The 19369-nt window shown below is 38.7% G+C and carries 21 protein-coding genes and 1 tRNA gene; 16 read left to right on the top strand and 6 right to left on the bottom strand.

Annotated features, from left to right (window positions below; genetic code table 11):
- Window positions 1-3: 3 nt before the first annotated feature.
- A complete protein-coding gene (locus NK987_RS13630; protein WP_259264297.1) occupies window positions 4-1089 on the bottom strand; it encodes an oxygenase MpaB family protein in 1086 nt (361 codons plus the stop codon).
- A gap of 48 nt (window positions 1090-1137) precedes the next feature.
- Here NK987_RS13630 and NK987_RS13625 point away from each other — a divergent pair, with 48 nt between their 5' ends.
- On the top strand, window positions 1138-2046 hold the full coding sequence (locus NK987_RS13625; protein WP_259264296.1) for a hypothetical protein: 909 nt from the start codon (window positions 1138-1140) through the stop codon (window positions 2044-2046).
- A gap of 195 nt (window positions 2047-2241) precedes the next feature.
- Entirely contained in the window at window positions 2242-2388 is a 147-nt protein-coding gene (locus tag NK987_RS13620) for a hypothetical protein (RefSeq protein ID WP_259264295.1), read from the top strand.
- 45 nt (window positions 2389-2433) lie between these two features.
- Here the strand turns inward: NK987_RS13620 and NK987_RS13615 are convergent, their stop codons facing one another.
- Window positions 2434-2880, bottom strand: a complete 447-nt coding sequence (locus NK987_RS13615; RefSeq protein WP_259264294.1) for a hypothetical protein — start codon at window positions 2878-2880, stop codon at window positions 2434-2436.
- A gap of 514 nt (window positions 2881-3394) precedes the next feature.
- Between NK987_RS13615 and NK987_RS13610 the strand changes: the two genes are divergently transcribed.
- Window positions 3395-4180: an AAA family ATPase gene (locus NK987_RS13610; protein ID WP_259264293.1), complete on the top strand. Its 786-nt coding sequence runs from the start codon at window positions 3395-3397 to the stop codon at window positions 4178-4180.
- Window positions 4181-4382: 202 nt separating this feature from the next.
- Here the strand turns inward: NK987_RS13610 and NK987_RS13605 are convergent, their stop codons facing one another.
- Window positions 4383-5939 carry an AbgT family transporter gene (locus tag NK987_RS13605; RefSeq protein ID WP_259264292.1) on the bottom strand — a complete coding sequence of 519 codons (1557 nt, stop codon included), beginning with the start codon at window positions 5937-5939 and terminating at the stop codon, window positions 4383-4385.
- 81 nt (window positions 5940-6020) lie between these two features.
- Between NK987_RS13605 and NK987_RS13600 the strand changes: the two genes are divergently transcribed.
- Both NK987_RS13600 and NK987_RS13595 read left to right on the top strand, forming a co-directional pair.
- The gene (locus NK987_RS13600) at window positions 6021-6977 is read left to right on the top strand and encodes an endonuclease/exonuclease/phosphatase family protein (RefSeq protein ID WP_259264291.1); all 957 of its coding nucleotides are present in this window, start codon (window positions 6021-6023) and stop codon (window positions 6975-6977) included.
- Between the two features lie 8 nt (window positions 6978-6985).
- The gene (locus NK987_RS13595; RefSeq protein WP_259264290.1) at window positions 6986-7903 is read left to right on the top strand and encodes an SMP-30/gluconolactonase/LRE family protein; all 918 of its coding nucleotides are present in this window, start codon (window positions 6986-6988) and stop codon (window positions 7901-7903) included.
- An 85-nt stretch (window positions 7904-7988) separates the two neighbouring features.
- On the opposite strand, the gene ung is transcribed toward NK987_RS13595, so the two are convergent.
- Window positions 7989-8651 (bottom strand): uracil-DNA glycosylase, encoded by a 663-nt coding sequence (gene ung, locus NK987_RS13590; protein ID WP_258423099.1) that lies wholly within the window; start codon window positions 8649-8651, stop codon window positions 7989-7991.
- A gap of 77 nt (window positions 8652-8728) precedes the next feature.
- Here ung and apaG point away from each other — a divergent pair, with 77 nt between their 5' ends.
- Window positions 8729-9115 carry a Co2+/Mg2+ efflux protein ApaG gene (apaG, locus tag NK987_RS13585; RefSeq protein WP_258423100.1) on the top strand — a complete coding sequence of 129 codons (387 nt, stop codon included), beginning with the start codon at window positions 8729-8731 and terminating at the stop codon, window positions 9113-9115.
- 2 nt (window positions 9116-9117) lie between these two features.
- Window positions 9118-9897, top strand: coding sequence for an O-methyltransferase (locus NK987_RS13580; protein ID WP_259264289.1), 780 nt, complete (start codon window positions 9118-9120; stop codon window positions 9895-9897).
- Here the strand turns inward: NK987_RS13580 and NK987_RS13575 are convergent.
- Complete coding sequence (locus NK987_RS13575) at window positions 9891-10481, bottom strand: TPMT family class I SAM-dependent methyltransferase (RefSeq protein ID WP_259264288.1); 591 nt, start codon at window positions 10479-10481, stop codon at window positions 9891-9893. The genes NK987_RS13580 and NK987_RS13575 overlap by 7 nt on opposite strands.
- A 39-nt stretch (window positions 10482-10520) precedes the next feature.
- Between NK987_RS13575 and NK987_RS13570 the strand changes: the two genes are divergently transcribed.
- The 4 genes from NK987_RS13570 to rplI all read left to right on the top strand — a co-directional run bounded on the left by NK987_RS13570 (window position 10521) and on the right by rplI (window position 12626).
- Window positions 10521-11435 carry a hypothetical protein gene (locus NK987_RS13570; RefSeq protein WP_258423103.1) on the top strand — a complete coding sequence of 305 codons (915 nt, stop codon included), beginning with the start codon at window positions 10521-10523 and terminating at the stop codon, window positions 11433-11435.
- Between the two features lie 91 nt (window positions 11436-11526).
- Window positions 11527-11898, top strand: a complete 372-nt coding sequence (rpsF, locus tag NK987_RS13565) for a 30S ribosomal protein S6 (RefSeq protein ID WP_259264287.1) — start codon at window positions 11527-11529, stop codon at window positions 11896-11898.
- Window positions 11895-12146 (top strand): 30S ribosomal protein S18, encoded by a 252-nt coding sequence (gene rpsR, locus NK987_RS13560; protein ID WP_113924785.1) that lies wholly within the window; start codon window positions 11895-11897, stop codon window positions 12144-12146. The genes rpsF and rpsR overlap by 4 nt, the downstream gene beginning before the upstream one ends.
- Window positions 12147-12182: 36 nt before the next feature.
- Entirely contained in the window at window positions 12183-12626 is a 444-nt protein-coding gene (gene rplI, locus NK987_RS13555; RefSeq protein ID WP_241125842.1) for a 50S ribosomal protein L9, read from the top strand.
- Window positions 12627-12692: 66 nt separating this feature from the next.
- On the opposite strand, the gene NK987_RS13550 is transcribed toward rplI, so the two are convergent.
- Complete coding sequence (locus tag NK987_RS13550; RefSeq protein ID WP_258423105.1) at window positions 12693-12941, bottom strand: hypothetical protein; 249 nt, start codon at window positions 12939-12941, stop codon at window positions 12693-12695.
- Window positions 12942-13132: 191 nt separating this feature from the next.
- On the opposite strand from NK987_RS13550, the gene trhA reads away from it, so the two are divergent.
- The 5 genes from trhA (at window position 13133) to NK987_RS13525 (ending at window position 19365) form a co-directional block, all read left to right on the top strand.
- A complete protein-coding gene (trhA, locus tag NK987_RS13545) occupies window positions 13133-13777 on the top strand; it encodes a PAQR family membrane homeostasis protein TrhA (protein WP_258423106.1) in 645 nt (214 codons plus the stop codon).
- 130 nt (window positions 13778-13907) lie between these two features.
- Window positions 13908-13980 (top strand) — tRNA-Gln (locus NK987_RS13540).
- A 129-nt stretch (window positions 13981-14109) separates the two neighbouring features.
- Window positions 14110-15255 carry a 1-acyl-sn-glycerol-3-phosphate acyltransferase gene (locus tag NK987_RS13535; RefSeq protein ID WP_259264286.1) on the top strand — a complete coding sequence of 382 codons (1146 nt, stop codon included), beginning with the start codon at window positions 14110-14112 and terminating at the stop codon, window positions 15253-15255.
- 609 nt (window positions 15256-15864) lie between these two features.
- The gene (locus tag NK987_RS13530; RefSeq protein ID WP_259264285.1) at window positions 15865-18273 is read left to right on the top strand and encodes a PAS domain-containing protein; all 2409 of its coding nucleotides are present in this window, start codon (window positions 15865-15867) and stop codon (window positions 18271-18273) included.
- A gap of 519 nt (window positions 18274-18792) precedes the next feature.
- Window positions 18793-19365, top strand: a complete 573-nt coding sequence (locus tag NK987_RS13525) for a peptidylprolyl isomerase (RefSeq protein ID WP_259264284.1) — start codon at window positions 18793-18795, stop codon at window positions 19363-19365.
- The last annotated feature ends 4 nt before the right edge of the window (window positions 19366-19369 follow it).

Raw genomic sequence — 19369 nt, 5'->3', positions numbered from 1 at the left:
CGGTTATGGACGCTTGGGAACCGGGATATTCAACCTGAGTTCCTTGCCGAATTGGTTTTTGCTCTGTTCCAAAAATTGGGTTCTGGTTTTGAGATACGAGGGATTTCCTCCGCTTTGTTTCAAAAAGTTAAAATCCAACACCAAAGCATAGACACTTTTGGGGAGCTTTGCTTTTTCTTTGATCCCCAAAACATCCGCCACTTCCTTTCCTACAAAATAGGCGACCAAGGTTTCCGAGAGCGAGGACAAAGTGGTGTCGGGAATGGACTTTTCATAAAAACCGAGCAAGGACCTGATCAAGGTATTTCCGGCTTCCGAAGGTCGGACGTGGCGTTTGCGGATGAGTTTCTCCAATTCAAAGGATTCCTTGGCGGTTTCCGGCCAATAAGCAATTTCAATTCCCAGATAATGGCCGATGACTTTCCAATAATGCAAAACTGCCTCGTGGGTTTCCACACCCGGGAATCGGTTGAGCTTCTCCATTCCCCGCATTACCATCAGGCTAAATGCAAGGTTGGTACCGATCATATCTTCCTGATTGATGGGTAATCCCCAATCCGGATTCCAGTCTTTGGCATAATGCGAAACGAAATACCGGCTAAATGCATGGATCAAACGGACTTTGGCAATTGTCAAAAGCGATTTGGATTCCTCCAAAAATGTCCCTGGCACAAAGCAATCCAACAAAAACAACGCTGTCTCTGAAAGCCGCATACCTACTTCATCTGTGATCCGCTTGGACCTGACAAGTACCTGCGCCCCGTCAGCAAATGCATAACAATAAGGCAGGGAATAAAACCCCAACATGGACAGGTAAAGATTCCCTTCTTTGTCAAAAAATTCCTGAGCGGTCTTGACTTTGCCGGGAACAATGAAATCCGGTGCTTGGTGGAAGAAAAGAAAGAAGCTTTTCAATTCGGCAGGAAATGAAGCCAACTCCTTTTTGGAAGGCAAAGCTTTCCAGCTATTGATTTTTTCGCACCATGCAGCTTCACCAATCAAAAAAAGTACTGCATCATCAGCCAAGCTGTCCCCTACTTTCCGGAGACTTTCGAGATTTTTATTGGTATATAAACTTAATTTTCCCACGTTTGTCTAACTGCCATTTTGTATTTTAGTTTCCGAAATGTAAAGTATATGTATCCAAAATTTCAAATTGCTTTAGTCACCCTATTTATCTCGCTGTCATTCAATGCTTTTGCCCAGGGAAATTTTGACCTGATTGCGATCGATGGCAAAAAATCAAGCGGGAAGTTGGTTCTGGATTATAATTCCATCAAGTTGATTACGGACCGGCCATTGTATGACAACCAACCTGCATTTATCAATGACATTCAGATGGCTTTTTCGGCGGTTGACGAAAAGGGAAACAACGACATCATCATTTACAACTTTGAAAAAGACAAGTTTACCAACCTCACCAAAACTGCGGACAGGAATGAATTTTCACCTTCCCTGACGGATTGTGGTCTGTATGTGTCGGCAGTGACCGTCGAACCGGATGGCAAGCAAAGACTGTGGCTCTACCCTACCAATTTTGGGGAACCGGAGTTGCTGTATGACGACATCGAACCGGTGGGCTATTACGATTGGTATGACAATAAAGCTGCGATGTTTGTCCTTGGCCAACCCAATAAACTCGTCTATCCTTACAGCAAATCTGAGTTGCATACCATCAGTGAAAATGTCGGTAGATCGGTGAAGAAAAGACCAAAAACCAGCATCATCACTTATATCGACAAAAACGTCAGCAAAGATGTGGACGGTATGAAATCCTATGCCATCAAAGGATTTGATATTGAAAAAAGAACCTATGTCGATTATGGTTATACTTTTCCCGGTTCGGAAGACTTCATTTGGTTGGACAATCAGCTTCTCCTGATGGGTAAAGGAAATGACTTGTATGTCAGAAAAGCGGAAAAAACGGATTGGGAAAAAGCAGGTTCCATCATCCTGGAAGGCTATCAGAACATTACCCGAATGGCCTATTCGGCTGATTTGAAGAAGTTGGTGGTGGTGATGGAGAGGAAGAAAATGGAGAATTAAAAATTAATAATTAAGAATGAATGGGGGTGGAATTTGGGAAGTTGGGTATTAGGGAGGTTTAGGAATTACCTGCCCGAATCAATAATGCCCAAAAACATTGCATCCCCGTCCTTGTCATTTCGAGTTATTAAAATTGGCAATTACAGAAAGGCAATGACGATTGGTGTTGCGTCATCTTGAATCCGAGGTACGAGGATGAAAGATCTCAGAATAAGCGAGACTCTTCGCTTCACTCAGAGTGACGGCTCCTACAAATACGTCATCGGTACAAGAGGGAGAAATCTTAGGGAATTGGGAGGTTGGGAAGTAGGGAGGTTGGCAAGCGGAAGGAATCATTTTTGAACAAAGATCTGAGTACCAAGTACCAAGCTAAAATCCATCAGTAGTTCAAAACAGCCAGTTGTCTTGGGATTCATTCCCGGGATTTGCAAGGATAATCAGTACGCAAACACCCGATAGGATCAATATCCCAACAAGGAAAGCCAACAAGGCCGAAGTTTTCAGTGCATCTATGACCCTTATTTTTGCATGGGCAATTTGTCGTAATTTAATCTCTTGGTATTTGGATTTTGGAAACTCCAAAAAAGGAGGACTTTGAGTGATGTAGCCAGAAATGGTCTGATTTGATCTTTTATCGACAAGGATGTAGCATTCTGAATCATCTGCCAACCGGATATAATATTCCTCGTTTTCCTGAAAAGTTACCAAGGTGTCAAAATTCGAAAAAGAGGCGTTTTGGGGTAAATTGTAAGTCTTTGATAAGTCCTCATATCTGGTACAGGACATCAAATAAAACCCCAAAAAAAGGAAGATAATTTTTAGTTTGGATTCCATATTTCATGCCGTTTGATTTCTTTGTAAAATTAAAAAGTGGGCATTACTTGGATCGGGTGTTCCAAATTTTAAATAATTGATTTAAACCACGGTGATTTTTTATTTTATTGAAAATCACTTTTACCTATTATTTCTTTGGAAAGTTCACTGATTTTCATCTAAAATGGAATCCAGCTCCTTTTAAAAGAAAAAAAGAAACCTTCGATTCCTTCGGTGATTTTGGTTAAAAAAGTAACTTGTCTAAATAAGACACAAGATGAAAGACACAAGATGCAAGACTTGATTCGTTTAAAACAATGATATATGATAACCCGATAACGCGAAGCTGATAACTCGACAACACGAAGCAGACAACAAAAAAAGACACAAGATTCAAGACACAAGATCCAAGACTTGATTCCCCAACAACAATCACACCTGTCCGCTGTGGCGGAACCACTACAACCTCTATAACAAAACAACAACTAAAACAAAGAAAACGGTATCCCCGTAGTGACCAGAATCCTTCAAAGCCATGTACTACCTATCACGCATATCCCTTCCAAAAGGTCCTCAAACCCAATTCCCATTTACTTTGCAGGCATTCAGGGAATTGGAAAGCATGTCATTTGAAACACCGGTGACAGTCTTTGTTGGTGAAAATGGATCTGGCAAATCTACCCTGCTTAAAGCCTTGGCAATCAAGCTTAACCTTCCTGCCATTGGAAGCAACGATTTGGAATCGGATGAGACATTGGAAGGGGTTAAGTCTTTCGGTGAAGCCATCATCACTTCATGGAAGAAAAAGGCTTTTCGGGGGTTTTTCTTTAGGGCTGAGGATTATTTTGGATTCGTGAAGCGCCTCAAAAACATCGATCAGGAATTCAAAGGTGACATTGTTGATTTTGAAAAGCGTCTGAGTGGAACAGGCTTGAAATTGGCGGTAGGTGCAGTGTATGGCCAAAAAGAAGCACTGCTTAGAAAATATGGGGATTTGACAGAAGTCTCTCATGGAGAGGGATTTTTGAAGGTTTTACAAGGGAGGTTGCAGGCTGAAGGGATTTACCTGATCGACGAACCTGAAGCTGCGCTATCTCCTCAGCGTCAATTGGCACTTTTTTCTTTGATCAAAAACCTTTCAGAAAACCACGGTTGCCAGTTTATCATTGCCACCCACTCTCCCATTTTGATGACTTTGCCCAAAGCAACGATTTATCAGTTTGGGGACAGCATCCAAAAAGTCAAATATGAGGATACCGAGCATTTTACGATTCTCAAAAGCTTCCTCAACAATCCTGAAGCATTTTTGAGGTATTTGTAAAAGTCATTTTTTTATTTTCATCGGGTACAATTTGCCCAAACTCAAATAAGAATCCGCATCCGATAAAGTCACTTCCAAGCCCAAAGTGCAACATAGCGGATACCCATATCAATAAATATCAATTATCAATAAATATCGGATTTGATAAAGATCTAGGCTTAGGTGTCAGCAACCGCCTTCAATCCTTTTTATCCCCAATAAATCAAGGCACCGCCATCACATACTCATAAGTACTTTGCAATCCCAAAGGAATACCCAAAGTCCAATAAAGCAACAAAAACAAAGTCCATGTCACCAGCAAGATCATGGAATAAGGCAACATCATCGAAACCAAGGTTCCGATTCCCGTAGACTTGACATACCGTTGGCAGAAAACCACAATTAAAGGAAAATAGGGCAACAAGGGCGTGATTATATTGGAAACGGAATCTCCTACCCTGTAAGCTGCTTGGGTCAGATCAGGAGATATCCCCAACTGCATCAGCATGGGCACAAATATAGGACTGATCAATGCCCACTTAGCGGAAGCCGAACCTACCAGAAGATTGACCAATGAAGTCAAAATGACTATACCTATGATGGTGATTTGAGAAGGCAGGGCTAAGGACTGAAGGAAATTGGCCCCTTTCAGCGCAGTCAATGCACCGATATTGGATTTTCCAAAAGCATCTATAAACAGGGCACAGAAAAAAGCCATCACAATATAATATGCCATACTTCCCATTGCTTTGCTCATGGAGGCAACCATGTCTTTCATACTCCTGTACGTTCCTGCAGCAAAGCCATAAATCAATCCAGGAATCCAAAACAAGGCAAAAATTAGCGGTACAATGGATTTCATCAGTGGTGCATCCCTAGAGGTGATCTCTCCTGCTGCATCCCTCCATGCGGAATCTTGCGGAAATACCCATAAAAAGAGTCCCAAGACACAAAGGAACATCACTCCAAATGCCATCCAAAATGCTTTTTTCTCTTTGGCATTCAGGATATCAATTTTAGGAATGTCTTCAAGATTTTCATCCACTTTCACATTTTTATTCAATCTTGGTTCCACCACCTTATCTGTCAGGTACCAAACGACAATAACCACAACCAAGCTTGAAAGACCGGTAAAAAAGATATTGTTCAGAGGATTAAGCACAATCTCCGGATCGATGATCTGGGCAGCTGATTGAGTAAAACTCTGGATCAATGGATCAATACTTGATGGGATAAAGTTGGCACCGAATCCTCCCGAAACACCAGCAAAAGCAGCTGCTATCCCTGCTAAGGGGTGTCTGTCTGCCGCATAAAAAATCACGCCACCCAAAGGTATAACCAACACATAGCCGGCGTCGGCAGCGGTATGACTGACTATCGCCACTAAAACCAAAATCGGAGTCAGCAGCATTTTTGGGGTTACTCCCAATAAAAACTTCAACCCTGCATTGATAAATCCTGAATGCTCAGCAACCCCAACTCCCAACATCGCCAACAACACTACACCTAAAGGTGGAAAATTGATAAAAACCCCGGTCATATTGGCGAAGAATGCCGCAAACTGTGTTCCTGTTAACAGGTTTTGGATCCTTAGCGCTCCTCCGTTTCTAGGGTCTATAGCCCCAAAGTCGATGGGAGAAAGTATGGCTGACAGCACCCAAGTAAAAACCATCAATATCAGAAAAAGTATAGCCGGATCAGGAAGTTTGTTTCCTGCCTTTTCTATAAAATCCAAAAATCTGTCCAAAAAGGTTCTGGGTTTTTTCTCAATATTGTTCATAAAGGATTAAATTGGGTTTTGATAAAAATAGCAAGCTTTTCTAATTTTCATATCATTCATTTCATTCTTTCTCTTATTGCCATGTCAATCAATCTGTTTTCCCCTCCCAAAGAAGTTCAGGACGAACTTGAAGCTTTCAAAAGTTTCTTGGATTCCACCATTCCTGCAAAAAAACTCGATAAAAATGTCCTGATCTGTACATGGAATATCCGGATGTTTGGTGATATCACCATGAAATGGGAATCAGGAGAAAATGACTCTCCAAAAAGAGATGCCCATGCCCTACTTTGTATTGTTGAGATTATTAAGAGGTTTGACATCATTGCCGTTCAGGAAGTGCGGGGCAATTTCAAAGGATTGAGGGAAACTATGCACCTGTTGGGTTCGGATTGGAGTTTTTTGATGACTGATGTCACCGCAGGATCCAAGGGAAACAATGAAAGGTTGGCCTTTATCTTTGATACCAGGAAAGTCAAATTGTCCGGACTCGCCTGCGAGATCGTCATTCCCGATGAGGTTTTAGAGAAAAACAAGGAAATCCATACCGATGCACTGAAGCGCCAATTTGCGAGGACTCCCTATGGGGTGAGTTTCAAAGCCGGCAAAAGTACTTTTGTATTGTTGACCTTGCATGTACTCTTTGGGTCAAAATCACAGGATCGGGTTGGAGAGATCCAAGCTATTGCTGGCTGGATTTTTGACTGGTCAAAGGAGATGGCTTCCTGGAACCACAGTCTGCTGACATTGGGAGATTTTAACCTGATGCGAAAGGGAGATCCGACCTTTGATGCCTTCATTTCTACCGGACTTTTTATCCCAAATGACCTTCAGGAACAGGACAGAACTGTTTTCAAAAAAACCAATACATTCTACGACCAAGTGGCGTGGTTTGAAAACAACATCAACCTGAAGTATGTACAGGGAGGCATTGTGGATTTTCGAGACCATGTACTCAAGGATAGGAACTATACAATTTCTCAATTATCTTTCCGCCTTTCTGATCATTTTCCACTTTGGACTGAATTTATTACCCAATAAAAATACCTATGATAACCTTAAAAAAATACGGCTTCACGGCAATAATTGCTGTTATTTTCGCATTCAACGGCCTATCCCAAGAATTGGATAGAGGAAGTGTCGTTGCCAAAAATGCAGAACTGAAAAAAGTCGGGGAAGGCTACACATTTACTGAAGGCCCGGCTGTCCACCGCAACGGTGACATTTATTTCACAGATCAACCCAATGACAAAATTTTCAAATGGTCCGCAACAAGAGATGAGGTGACTCTTTTCAAAGAAGGTGGAAAGCGATCAAATGGAATGTATTTTGACAGAAAAGACATCCTGATTTCATGTGCCGATGAAGAAAATCAATTGATTGCCATCGATGATAAAGGAGAAATGAAAATCCTGATAGAAAACTATAAAGGAAAGAAACTAAATGGGCCAAATGATGTGTGGATAGCACCAAACGGCGGGATGTACCTCACCGACCCATTGTACAAAAGGCCTTGGTGGACGGGAAGAAGCCAAGAAATGGAACAAGATGGTGAACACCTTTATTATTTAGCCCCGGATAAGATCCAATTTTTCAGGGTTGACGAAAAACTTGTAAAACCTAATGGTTTGGTCGGAACACCTGACGGAAAAAAACTCTATGTGGCAGATATCGGAGATAAAAAAACCTACGTCTACGATATCGAGGAGGACGGTTACCTCAAAAACAGAAAGGTTTTCTGTGAAATGGGCTCTGATGGAATGACCATTGATAACAAAGGCAACGTCTACATTACAGGCAAGGGAGTTACTGTTTTTAATCCAAAAGGTGAACAAATTGCCCATATCCCGATGAAGGAAGGATGGACTTCCAACGTGGTATTTGGAGGAACTGAACGTAAAACTTTATTTATAACTGCTATGGACGCAGTTTATACCTTGGAAATGAAAGTCAGAGGGGTTTGGTGAAAAGGATTTTTAGGTTGTAAAATTGAAAAATTGTATAATCCCTGAATTTGACCACAGTGGACAGTCGACTGTCCACTGTGGACTACTACCACCTAATCTCCCCTTTATCCTTTTCCTTTAAATAAGCATTGGCTTTGGAAAAATGTCCGCATCCCAAAAATCCCCTATGCGCCGAGAGAGGGCTAGGATGTGGGGCATGTAATTTCAGGTGTCGTCCCTCGTCAATAAATGATGCTTTTTTCTGGGCATAGGCACCCCAAAGCATAAAGACAACATTTTCCTTCGTTGTTGCGATTTTATGGATTACTGCATCTGTAAAAATTTCCCATCCTTTGTTTTGGTGTGACCCTGCCTGATGCGCACGGACCGTCAGGGTAGCATTTAAAAGTAAAACTCCTTGATCTGCCCATTTGGTCAAATCTCCATTCGGGGGCATGGAATGACCTAAGTCCCTGTTAATTTCTTTAAAAATATTGAGCAAACTCGGTGGAAAAGGAATCCCTTCCCTTACCGAAAATGAAAGACCATGCGCCTGACCAGGACCATGATATGGGTCTTGTCCAAGAATGACAACTTTTAGCTTATCCACCGTACAATGTGCAAAGGCATTGAATATTTCTTTCCCCTTTGGATATACTACCTGATTTTGGTATTCTGATTTGATAAATCCTGCCAGATCACCAAAATATGGTTTTGAAAATTCCTCTTCCAGGAGATTTTTCCACCCTGATTCGATTTTAACATCCATTTTTGTATTGTATTTCGTAGATAATTTGGAAATAAGACAAAGTTTTCGAATTTTTAAATCCCAATTGTAAAAAAGAAATGGTTACAGCTGTTACACAAGGAATTAAAGTCACTGTTCAAGTCACCTACCAAGCAGAATTTTCAAGTCCACATCAGCATCATTATGTATTTACCTATAAAGTAAATATAGAAAACAACAGCCCCAATACTATCCAACTTCTGAGAAGGAAATGGGAAATTTTTGATGCAGGAGATGCTACCAAGACTGTTGAAGGTGATGGTGTGGTGGGGCAGCAGCCGGTTCTTGAACCTGGATATCTGCATGAATATGTATCAGGATGCAACCTGAAGTCAGGTTTGGGTAAAATGAGGGGTTCATTTTTTATGGAGAAATTATTCGACGGAAAAGTTTTGGAGGTTAAAATCCCTGAATTTCAGTTGATTGCTGATATCTTCGACAATTAAACTTGAAGCGACACTTTTTTCCACTTCTATCCTATTTACGCTATTGGCTTGTCAAAGAAGACCAATATGCCATCCAATCTCCTTTTGTTTTTGACGTTTACAATGGACTTCTTGGACATATACAGCAGTCCAAAGAAAAAGACTTAGACATAGAGGAATTTAGGAAAAAATTACTCTTATGCGATGAAATCTGCGAAATAGAGGATTTTGGGGCAGGCTCAATTAAATTAAGAAAATCAAAACGAAAGATTTCCTCAGTCACTAAATACAGTACAAGTCCAAGGAAATTCTCCCAACTGTATCAGTTTTTCTGTTTAAAAACACCGGCAAATGTTGTTTTTGAGTTGGGAACATGCGTTGGAGTCAATACGCGATATTTATCCAAATCTACCAAAGGCAATTTATATACTTTTGAAGGTTCTCAAGCCCTTTGGCAAAAATCCCAAGAAAACCCCAAGCCAGAAAATACTCATTTTGTTTTGGGTGATTTAAAAAACTCTCTTCCTTACCTATTGGAGAAAAATCAAACAGTTGATTTTGCGCTTTTGGATGCCAATCATACTTATCAGGCCACTTTTGATTATTTTGAATTATTGCTTCCAAAAATCCGGGAAACAAGTATCATCGCAATTGCCGACATTCATTGGTCAAAAGAGATGAACAGGGCTTGGGAAAAGATCAAAGCACACCCTGAAGTAGTCATCAGCTTGGATTTTTATGAATGTGGCATCTTGTTTTTTGATAAAACCCTTACCAAATCCCATTACATCCTACATTATTGATTTTTTTGTAAGATAAAAAACAACTCCTGTCCCTGTCTTGGAGAAATTGAATTGTAGCAAGTTTCCATTTTAAGAATCTTTAATTCCTTTTCAAACAACTCCTTATATTCCTCCTCACTTCCACCAAAGGGAGGGCCTGACTTTTCAAAATGCCTGTTGAACAACAATCCCACCAATTTCCCACCCGGTTTGAGAAGGTTATTCATTTTTTTTACATAATCAGACCTTCTATGGGGTAGCAGTGCGCAAAAAAAAGTTTGTTCAATGATCAGGTCGTACTGATCCTCATGGTCAAAAAAATCACCATGATGGATTTGGCTTTCAGGAAAATCAGGGTTGATTAGTTGAAATTTATTCAAAGGTAAAGAAGAAATATCTAATATATTAGTGTTCAAAAACCCCCTATTTAATGCATATTGGGCTTCATATGCATTTCCTGAACCAGGAATAAGTATTTTTAACCAATAATTATCAATTTGGTCTAAATATTGCTTTATTGGTTTTGTAACTTCGCCTACATCCCAACCAATGGAATTTTGTTGATATCTTAAAGTCCAGTAATCTTCACCAAGGATATTTGACATATAATTCATTAATTTAATAATTTCTACATTTATTCATCTATGGAAACTACTCCGCAAAAGAACGCTAAAAGTGACAATGGCAAAAACATCCTGATCATTGTCTTGTTAATTTTAATTGTTGCCAGTGGCATCAAGCTTTATACTGACCACCTTGATAAAACAAGAAAATCAGAAGAAATCTTAATGCTCTCAGAAGAAAACAATGAACTGAACAGAAGGATTGATTCGATGACTTATCAGCTTGATCTCAGAATCCAAGAGATCAGCAAATTAGGTGGAGACATCGCTGCCCTAGAGGAAATTAAAGAACAGCTTACCCGTGAAAGGAACTTGGACAGAAAGCGTTCCTCTGATGAAATAGCTTCATTGAATAAAAGAATAGCGGCATTTTCCAAAACCATAGAAGAAAAAGACCAGGAAATCATCAGGCTCAGAGAAGCCAATGAGCAGCTTTTCTCAGAAAATACCGATTTGAAGACCACCCAAGCTCAAATTCAGGAAGAAGTCGCCCAATTAAATGTGAAGCAAAAAGAACTTCAGGAGAAAGTTGATATTGCAGCAAGGTTAAGAGCGGAAAATATCAGCATTGCAGCGGTGAACTCCAGAGGAAAGGAAAGGGAAGACGGTTTCAAAAACAGACAATTGGAAAAACTTCGTGTGACTTTCAACCTCGCGGACAATAAAGTGGCGGAAAAGGGTCCCAGAGATATTTATGTACAGATCATGGCGCCAAATAACCAGCCTATTTTCGATGTGGCTAAAGGATCGGGTACATTCTCTATCGATGGCAGAGAAGAATTCTATACCGTTCACCAAGATATCATCTTTGATAATTCCAAGCAGACTTTGACTTACTTCTATGAAAAAGGTACCAAATACAATCCCGGTGTATATGAAGTGAGAATTTATTCTGATGGATATCAGATTGGAACAAAGACATTTGAGGTGAAATAATCCGGTATTTTCTCTCTTATATTTGGAATAAACAGGACAAACAACTACTTTTGCGGTCTGTTTATCAAAAATAAGCTTAAATAAAAAAATCATGTTCCAAAAAAATTATGAAACGGTATTCATACTTACTCCCGTTTTGTCTGAAGTTCAGATGAAGGATACCGTAGACAAGTTTGTAAACTTGTTAAAAACTGAGGGAGCAGAAATCATTAATGTTGAGAATTGGGGTCTAAAAAAATTGGCTTACCCTATTCAGAAAAAAAGCACCGGTTTCTACGTATTGATCGAGTACAAAGCAGATCCTAGTGTAATCAAGAAATTGGAAATTGAAATCAGAAGAGACGAGAAAATTCTTCGATTCCTGACCACTGTTCTTGACAAGCATGGAATTGCTTATGGAGACAAAAGAAGAAAAGGGGAATTTAACAAAAAAACTGAAGCGAAGGAGGAGCCTGTAGCATGACACTCAAAAACGAACCAATCAACAGAAACGATAACAGAAAAAAATACTGCAGATTCAAAAAAAGCGGTATCAAATATATCGATTACAAAGACCCTAACTTCCTTTTGAAGTTTGTCAATGAGCAGGGAAAAATCCTTCCAAGAAGATTGACAGGAAATTCAGCTAAGTTTCAAAGAAAAGTGTCTAATGCCATCAAAAAGGCAAGACACTTGGCATTGATGCCATTTGTAACTGACGGTTTGAAATAGTACATCTTTGTTCATTTATCTTTAAATAGTATTACAATGGAAGTTATTCTAAAAACAGACATAAAAGGACTTGGATACAAGAATGACATGGTTGAAGTAAAACCAGGTTATGGTAGAAACTACCTCATCCCTCAGGGATTTGCGGTATTGGCTACAGGTTCCAACAAAAAAATCCTTGCCGAAAACGTAAAGCAAGCAGCCCACAAAGCTGAAAAAATCAAAACTGCTGCCGAGGAATTGGCTTCAAAACTTGCTGAAATGACTTTGGAAATCAAAGCAAAAATCGGTGAATCAGGTAAAATATTCGGAAAAGTAACAACCTTACAGATTTCTGATGCTTTGGCTACCAAAGGAGTGGATATAGACAGAAAGAAAATCTCTATCAACGTACCGGTTCAGGGTGCCGGAGAATTTGAGGCTGAAGTTGACCTTCACAGAGAAGTTAAAAGTTCAGTAAAATTTGTGGTAGTAGCTGAGTAAGCATTACCTTCAAAATACCAAAACAAAAAAGGCTTTCATTTGAAAGCCTTTTTTGTTTGGTTTTGATTAGTTCAATGCAATCTTCTCAAGATCTTCTACCAGCTTTTTGGCAACTGCTTTACTGTTTTCCTCTCTTTTGGCTTTTAGCAACTCCAAAGCTTTCTTGCTTTTTTCAATTACACCAACTGGATTGTTGTCATATTGGAAACTGTTCCAACACCAAGATAACTCAGCATGAAGCTTCTCATCCAAGTTTAATTTTTCTAGTTTTTCCAAGGTTGAAACAATGGTTTTTTCAGAGATTTTTACTGACATGATTATAATTGTTTTGTTAAATAATGTAAATGCTTTTTTCAAATTTCGCTGCAAAACAATACATAATTTTCTGTAAATGCAAAATAATCAGCCTTTTAGTAACATTAATTTAAAATTCAATCGATTTCCAAAGAAATGTTCGAGCCATATTTTTGTTTCTTGTCACTATATTTATCCGAAATAGGAAATGTATGGATAGGAAACAATCACTGGAGGAAGAATTTGCCAATAGTATTACCCATGGTTTTGGAATATTATTCAGTATAGTAGCCATTGCTTTGTTGGTCACATTTTCTGTACTCAACGGAACCGGGATCCATATTGTCAGTTGCAGCCTTTTTGGTGCCTCCATCCTACTCTTATATACTTTCTCTACCCTTTATCATGCAACACCCCAAAGCCCCATCAAAACTTGGTTGAGAACCTTTGACCATATTGGCATCTATTTTCTGATTGCGGGGACTTATACGCCATTTTTGCTTTTGGCTGTAAAAGGTACCAAGGGGTGGGTCTTTTTTGGAATTATCTGGGCATTGACCTTATTCGGTATTGTTTTCAAAATTTTCTTTACGCATCGATTTAAAAGGGCTTCTTTGATTCTTTATCTTGGAATGGGTTGGATGGCGGTTTTTTTAATCAAACCCCTGTTGACTGCCTTAAGTACCCCTACCCTTTCTCTTATCGCTGCCGGAGGGCTTAGCTACACACTTGGTACTATTTTTTATACAAGACCTCAAATGCGATATGGCCATACAATTTGGCATCTTTTTGTATTGGCAGGTACAATTCTCCATTTTATTGCGATCATGAACATGATATTGACGGACAACATTTAATCTTTTTGGGCTGACATTAAAGCATTTAAATTGCATCATTTAAAAATCTTCACTCCCCTGCTTGCATAAAAAGGAAAGTACCCCTACATTTGTGACACCTTTTGAAAAAGAGGGAATTTTAACAAATAATTGGCCGATGGTGTAACTGGCAACACGTCTGATTTTGGTTCAGAAGAGTCCAGGTTCGAAACCTGGTCGGCCAACGGAAAAGCAGCTCAAAAGGCTGCTTTTTTTATTTTCTTCCTCTTCTTTCTCAGGTTTTAATTCGTAAAAACAGACTTCCCGCTTTCCCTAAAATTCACTTTATTTACAAAACCATCAAATCCATTAAGATGTCAGCGTTCGACGATATCAGACCCTATTACGATACAGAAGTAAATGATGCCATCAAGGAAATCATTGACCATCCTATGATGAAGGCTATGATGAATTTCACTTTCCCTGAACACCAAGATGATTATTGGAAAAACCTGATGCTTCATTGCCATTCTATTAGGGATTTTCAGATCAACTTCATCTACCCTGCTATCCAAAAGGTCCTTGAAAAAAGCTCAAGCGGGTTGACGACTTCAGGTTTTGAAAAATTAGAAAAGAACACGGCTTACCTCTTTATCTCAAACCATAGGGATATCATTTTGGACACATCCCTGCTCAACGCCTCTCTTTACGAACATGGACTCCGCATGACCACTTCAGCCATCGGAGACAATTTGGTCAAAAAACCTTTTTTAAAAACCTTGGCAAGGTTGACAAGAAGTTTCATTATTAAAAGGGGGATTCCTTCACGTGAACTGTTAGAAAGTTCCAAAACGATTTCTGCGTTTATCAGACAATCCATTCTAAGAGAAAACAGGTCAGTTTGGATAGCACAAAGAGAGGGACGGACAAAGGACGGCAATGACATGACCCACAAAGGGGTGCTCAAAATGATTGGAATGGCCGCAGACCCGGGGGAAAATATTCTGGATTATCTTAAAAAAATCAATGTCGTGCCCGTGAGTATCTCCTATGAATATGACCCAACTGATGTGCTCAAAATGCCTGAGTTATTGGCAAAAGCCAGGTCTGAAGCCTATGTCAAAGGAGAAAACGAGGATTTTCATACCCTTTTAAACGGTATCATCGGACAAAAGAGAGGTATTCATATCCATATTGGTGATCTTTTGACGGATCAAATCGACAATATCTCAAAATCAGTTTCAGGTAGCGTAAAGCAAATGCAGGAATTGGCAGAATTGATAGACAGACAAATTATTTTAGGGTATAAATTATGGCCAACTAAGTACATTGCCTATGACCTACTCCATCGTTCAAGTCAATTTGCAGACAAATACACAACAGAGGAAAAGGAATTATTTGAAAGGCGGTTTAAAAAAGGAGTAGATCAAAAAGACCCGATGGCGGTAAATAGTTTCTTGACCATGTATGCCAATCCCGTAATGAATCAAATGGAAATTTTAAAAAAGACGTCAAACTGATTTTAGTTTGTCTCATTTTTTCTTAAAAATAACTTCTTCAAAATAGAATAAGGTTGTTTTGAATTTGCCCAATCCATACCGACTTTTAGAAAAAAGAGAAAATAGGAGTCCATTTATATAATAAATCTAAAAAAAATGCTCTTTCCCCGCTAAATAGCATTTTTTATAATAATTGAATTTGATCATTAATTTAATGTAAAAAATACCATAAATACTCTGAATATTACTTTTTATACTATGTTATAATGATTTTTTATCTTTCCAAACTTTTTTTATTTACATAATTGATTGTTTTATTTAAAATAAAAATACAATCTTTGTTCTCTGAATATGCTTTAAACCCATATCTCTAAAAACTAATAATGGTAAGAAAGCAGCCTGCATGTTTCTACTATTATCCTCTACTCTATCTCGCATTCTGAATCACCCAACATAAAATCATAGAAACCTCAATCATTTTCCAGAATCCGTCCCATTCAGCAATTTGAAGGGCAGGTAATCTCCGTTCATTTTATTCAAAAATAGATGGCTTTTCAGTCTTAAAATAGTGTGAAAAGCTCCATCCGAGTTTGGACGTCCATTCAAAACATATTGTTATTACAAAATTTGATGATGAGAAGTAAAATTAAATCACTGCTAAAAAATTTCAACAAAAGACCCATACTGACAGGAATTGCAGTTTTTTTTATTTCGCTTGGCCTAACTCAATTTTTAACTTATAAAGATTTCCTATTGATCAAATCATATGAGAAAGAGTCTGTAATCGAAAGAACCAATCTTATTGAAAAGAAAATCATGGCCGGATTGAGCAATGCTTTGTCAGCCACCAAAACGCTAGCTTACATCGAAAGGAAATATGGGGTTGGAGATGATTTTAATCATATAGCTCATGAAATTCTTCGTAACAATCCTAATCTAGATGCCATCCAGTTACTCGAAAACGGAACGATAAAATATAATTATCCCCTCGTTGGAAACGAAATGGTAATTGGCTATGATATTTTTTCTGACTCTCTCAGGTCAAAGGAAGCAATCAAGGCAATAGAAAGTAATACATTATTCTTTGCAGGACCATTTGAACTAAGGCAAGGAGGTTCAGGTATCGTTGGCCGATTGCCTATTTACAAAGAAAATATATTCTGGGGCTTTGCTGCTGTTGTGGTTAGGCTTGAAACATTTTATGAGATCATTGGAATTGAAAATTTAGACCAAGACCTTTTTGCTGTTCAATTTTCCAAAATTAACCCTGATTCAGGGGAAGAAGAATTGTTTTTGCCCCATCAGCAAAACACTTTCTCCGGATACACTCACTCTATTCCAATTCCACTAGGAGATTGGAAACTAACCGTACAGCTTAAAGAGTCCCAGGCATTCAGTAAAAATAAAAAAGCCTTCTTGTTGAGGATTATATTTTCGGTGGTATTGGGAATGGCAGCTTGGTATCTTGCAATTCAACCCTCCATACTGCAAGCCAAAGTAAACAAGCAATCAAAACAATTGAAGAAAAGTAACGAAAGGTTTGAATATGCAACCTTGGCTACTTCTGATGCAATTTGGGATTGGGATTTGGTTACCAATAAAGTGTATCGTTCAGAAAATTTTGAAAAACTCTTTGGATACACTTCTGAGGATTTTAGCAAACACCCTGATTTTTGGAACAGGCATATCCATCCTGAAGATTTTCAAAATTCAAAAATTGAACTTGAAAATACTTTAGAATCAAAGCAAGAATATTGGGAACAAGAATTTCGGTTTTTGAAAAAGGATGGTACATATGCTTATGTAGTGGATAAAGGTATCATCATTCGAAATGAAAATGGAAAAGCAATCAGACTCATCGGTGCAACTCAGGATATCTCCAAAATCAAAGCGACAGAGTTTGCAATAGAAAAAGAGAAGGAATTCCTCAAAGCTATGATGGAAAATCTTTCGGAAGGTATCATTGCATGTGACCACAACGGCCATATAACCGTCCTGAACAAGACGACAAGAGAAATGTTTGGATTTTCGAAAGGAGAATTCGAAATATCAAAATGGAAAGACTACTATAAATGTTATCAACCCGACGGTGTTACCTTGGTTAATGAAAATGAAACGCCACTTTATAAAGCATTAGGCGGTGAGCGAGTTTCCCAACAAGAATTGGTTATCCGCTCAAATAATGGTCAAAACAAAATAGTTCTTTGTTCAGGAGAACAAATTAAAACAACTGACGGCAGAATAATTGGAGCTGTCGTTGTCATGTTGGACATCACAGAAAAGAGAAAAAAAGACAAGGACTTGACCAAAATGAGCGAGGATCTTAAGGCTAGGGCTGCGGAACTGGAAGCTTCTAATGCAGAATTGGAGCAATTTGCCTATGTCGCTTCCCATGACCTTCAGGAACCCTTGAGGATGATCACTAGCTTTCTAAAACTCATTGAAAAAAAATATAACCCAATTCTGGATGAAAAAGGGAAACAATTCATTCACTTTGCCATGGATGGATCTATTAGGATGAGACAAATTATTACGGACTTGTTGGAATACAGCCGTGCAGGAAATTCTATTCAGCCAGAAGAATTCTCGATTCAAGAAATATTAAACGAGGTCGTCATATTAGAAAAAAACCACATCAAACGGCTTGGGGCAGTTTTAACACATGATCCCTTACCTAATATTTATGCAGTTAAGGTTCAAATAAGACAGTTACTACAAAATCTCATAAACAATTCTTTGAAATTCACTACACCTGGATCTAAACCCAAAATTCATATTGCTTATCAAGAATGTCCCAAATATTGGAAGTTTAGTGTCAAAGACAATGGAATCGGCGTAGCCCCGGAATACCATGACAAGATTTTTCAGATTTTTCAAAGACTACATACCAGACAAGAATATGAAGGCACCGGGCTTGGCTTGGCCAACTGCAAAAAAATTGTAGAGAACCACCAAGGTAAGATCAAGATCATTTCAAATGAAGGAATGGGCAGTACTATATTTTTTACCCTAATGAAACCTGATACATTCGAGTCATGAAATTTACCCCCGATGGATATTTCATGTCACTGATTTGAAATGGCAATGATTATATTCAGGGAAATTAATTTAATTGGTTTCGAAGAAATACAAGGTCAAACCCTGATTAAGAAACCAAAACTACAAAAAGAGCGAAATTCTCTATTGGATTGAGATAAAAAGAGAATATTGACTTGGTAATTAAAGCATTATAGATAACAAAACTCAAAAATGTGATCTGATTTTCTTGAAAAGGAGTAATGGTGGAAACAGATCCCACCATTATATCATCTAGAGATCACCTTCCCCTAGTCCCCTTACTGATTTCCCTACTCTGTCCATAGATACTCCGACCCTGAGTTACGTGTAATCTATCCTTGAGCTAAGTTTCAAGCTCCCTTTCAATATGGTACCTGACTTTTTGTGGTACTCTCAAAATCCTATCTTCTTTTCAAATTCTGCATTCTTTATTTCAATTGTTACTACATTTAAAGACCCAAAATTGCTTTTTCCTATTTTCATGAAACCAATAGTATTAAAATGAAAAAAACAGGATTCTTTGTCATTGCTTGCCTTTTCTCCATTTGTTCATTTGCCCAGGAAAAGAACCCGATAGGATTGATCGAAACCCCAAAAGGAAAAATTTATATCCAACTTTTTGATGAAACACCAAACCATCAACAAAGCTTTATCGAGCTGGCAGAGGAAGGATATTGGGACTCGCTGACATTTAATAGGGTCATCCCCAATTTTGTAGCGCAAGGTGGCTGTCCAGATACCGAAGAAGGATTCAAGGACCCTGAGTACTTGCTTGAACCAGAGTTTGTCAAAGGGCTAACCCACATCTATGGCGCTGTTGGTGCAGGAAGAGATGATAATCCCGGAAAGCTTTCAGCAAGGTGCCAATTTTATATTGTCCAAAACAAAGATGGCTTACACAGGCTTGACAATGATTACACGGTATTTGGCCAGGTAATCAAAGGAATGGATATCGTAGATGCTATCGTATATCAGAAAAGAAACAGCAAAGACGAACCGGTAATCCCCGTGACCCTCAAGGTGAGCATCCTGTACCTTTCCAAAGCTGAAATAGAAAAATTAACCCACTTTTAAAATA

This window comes from Aquiflexum gelatinilyticum, from assembly GCF_024813435.1.
GTDB lineage: Bacteria > Bacteroidota > Bacteroidia > Cytophagales > Cyclobacteriaceae > Cognataquiflexum > Cognataquiflexum gelatinilyticum.
Note: the sequence above shows the minus strand (reverse complement) of the source record. Positions and strands in the feature narration are given on the sequence as shown.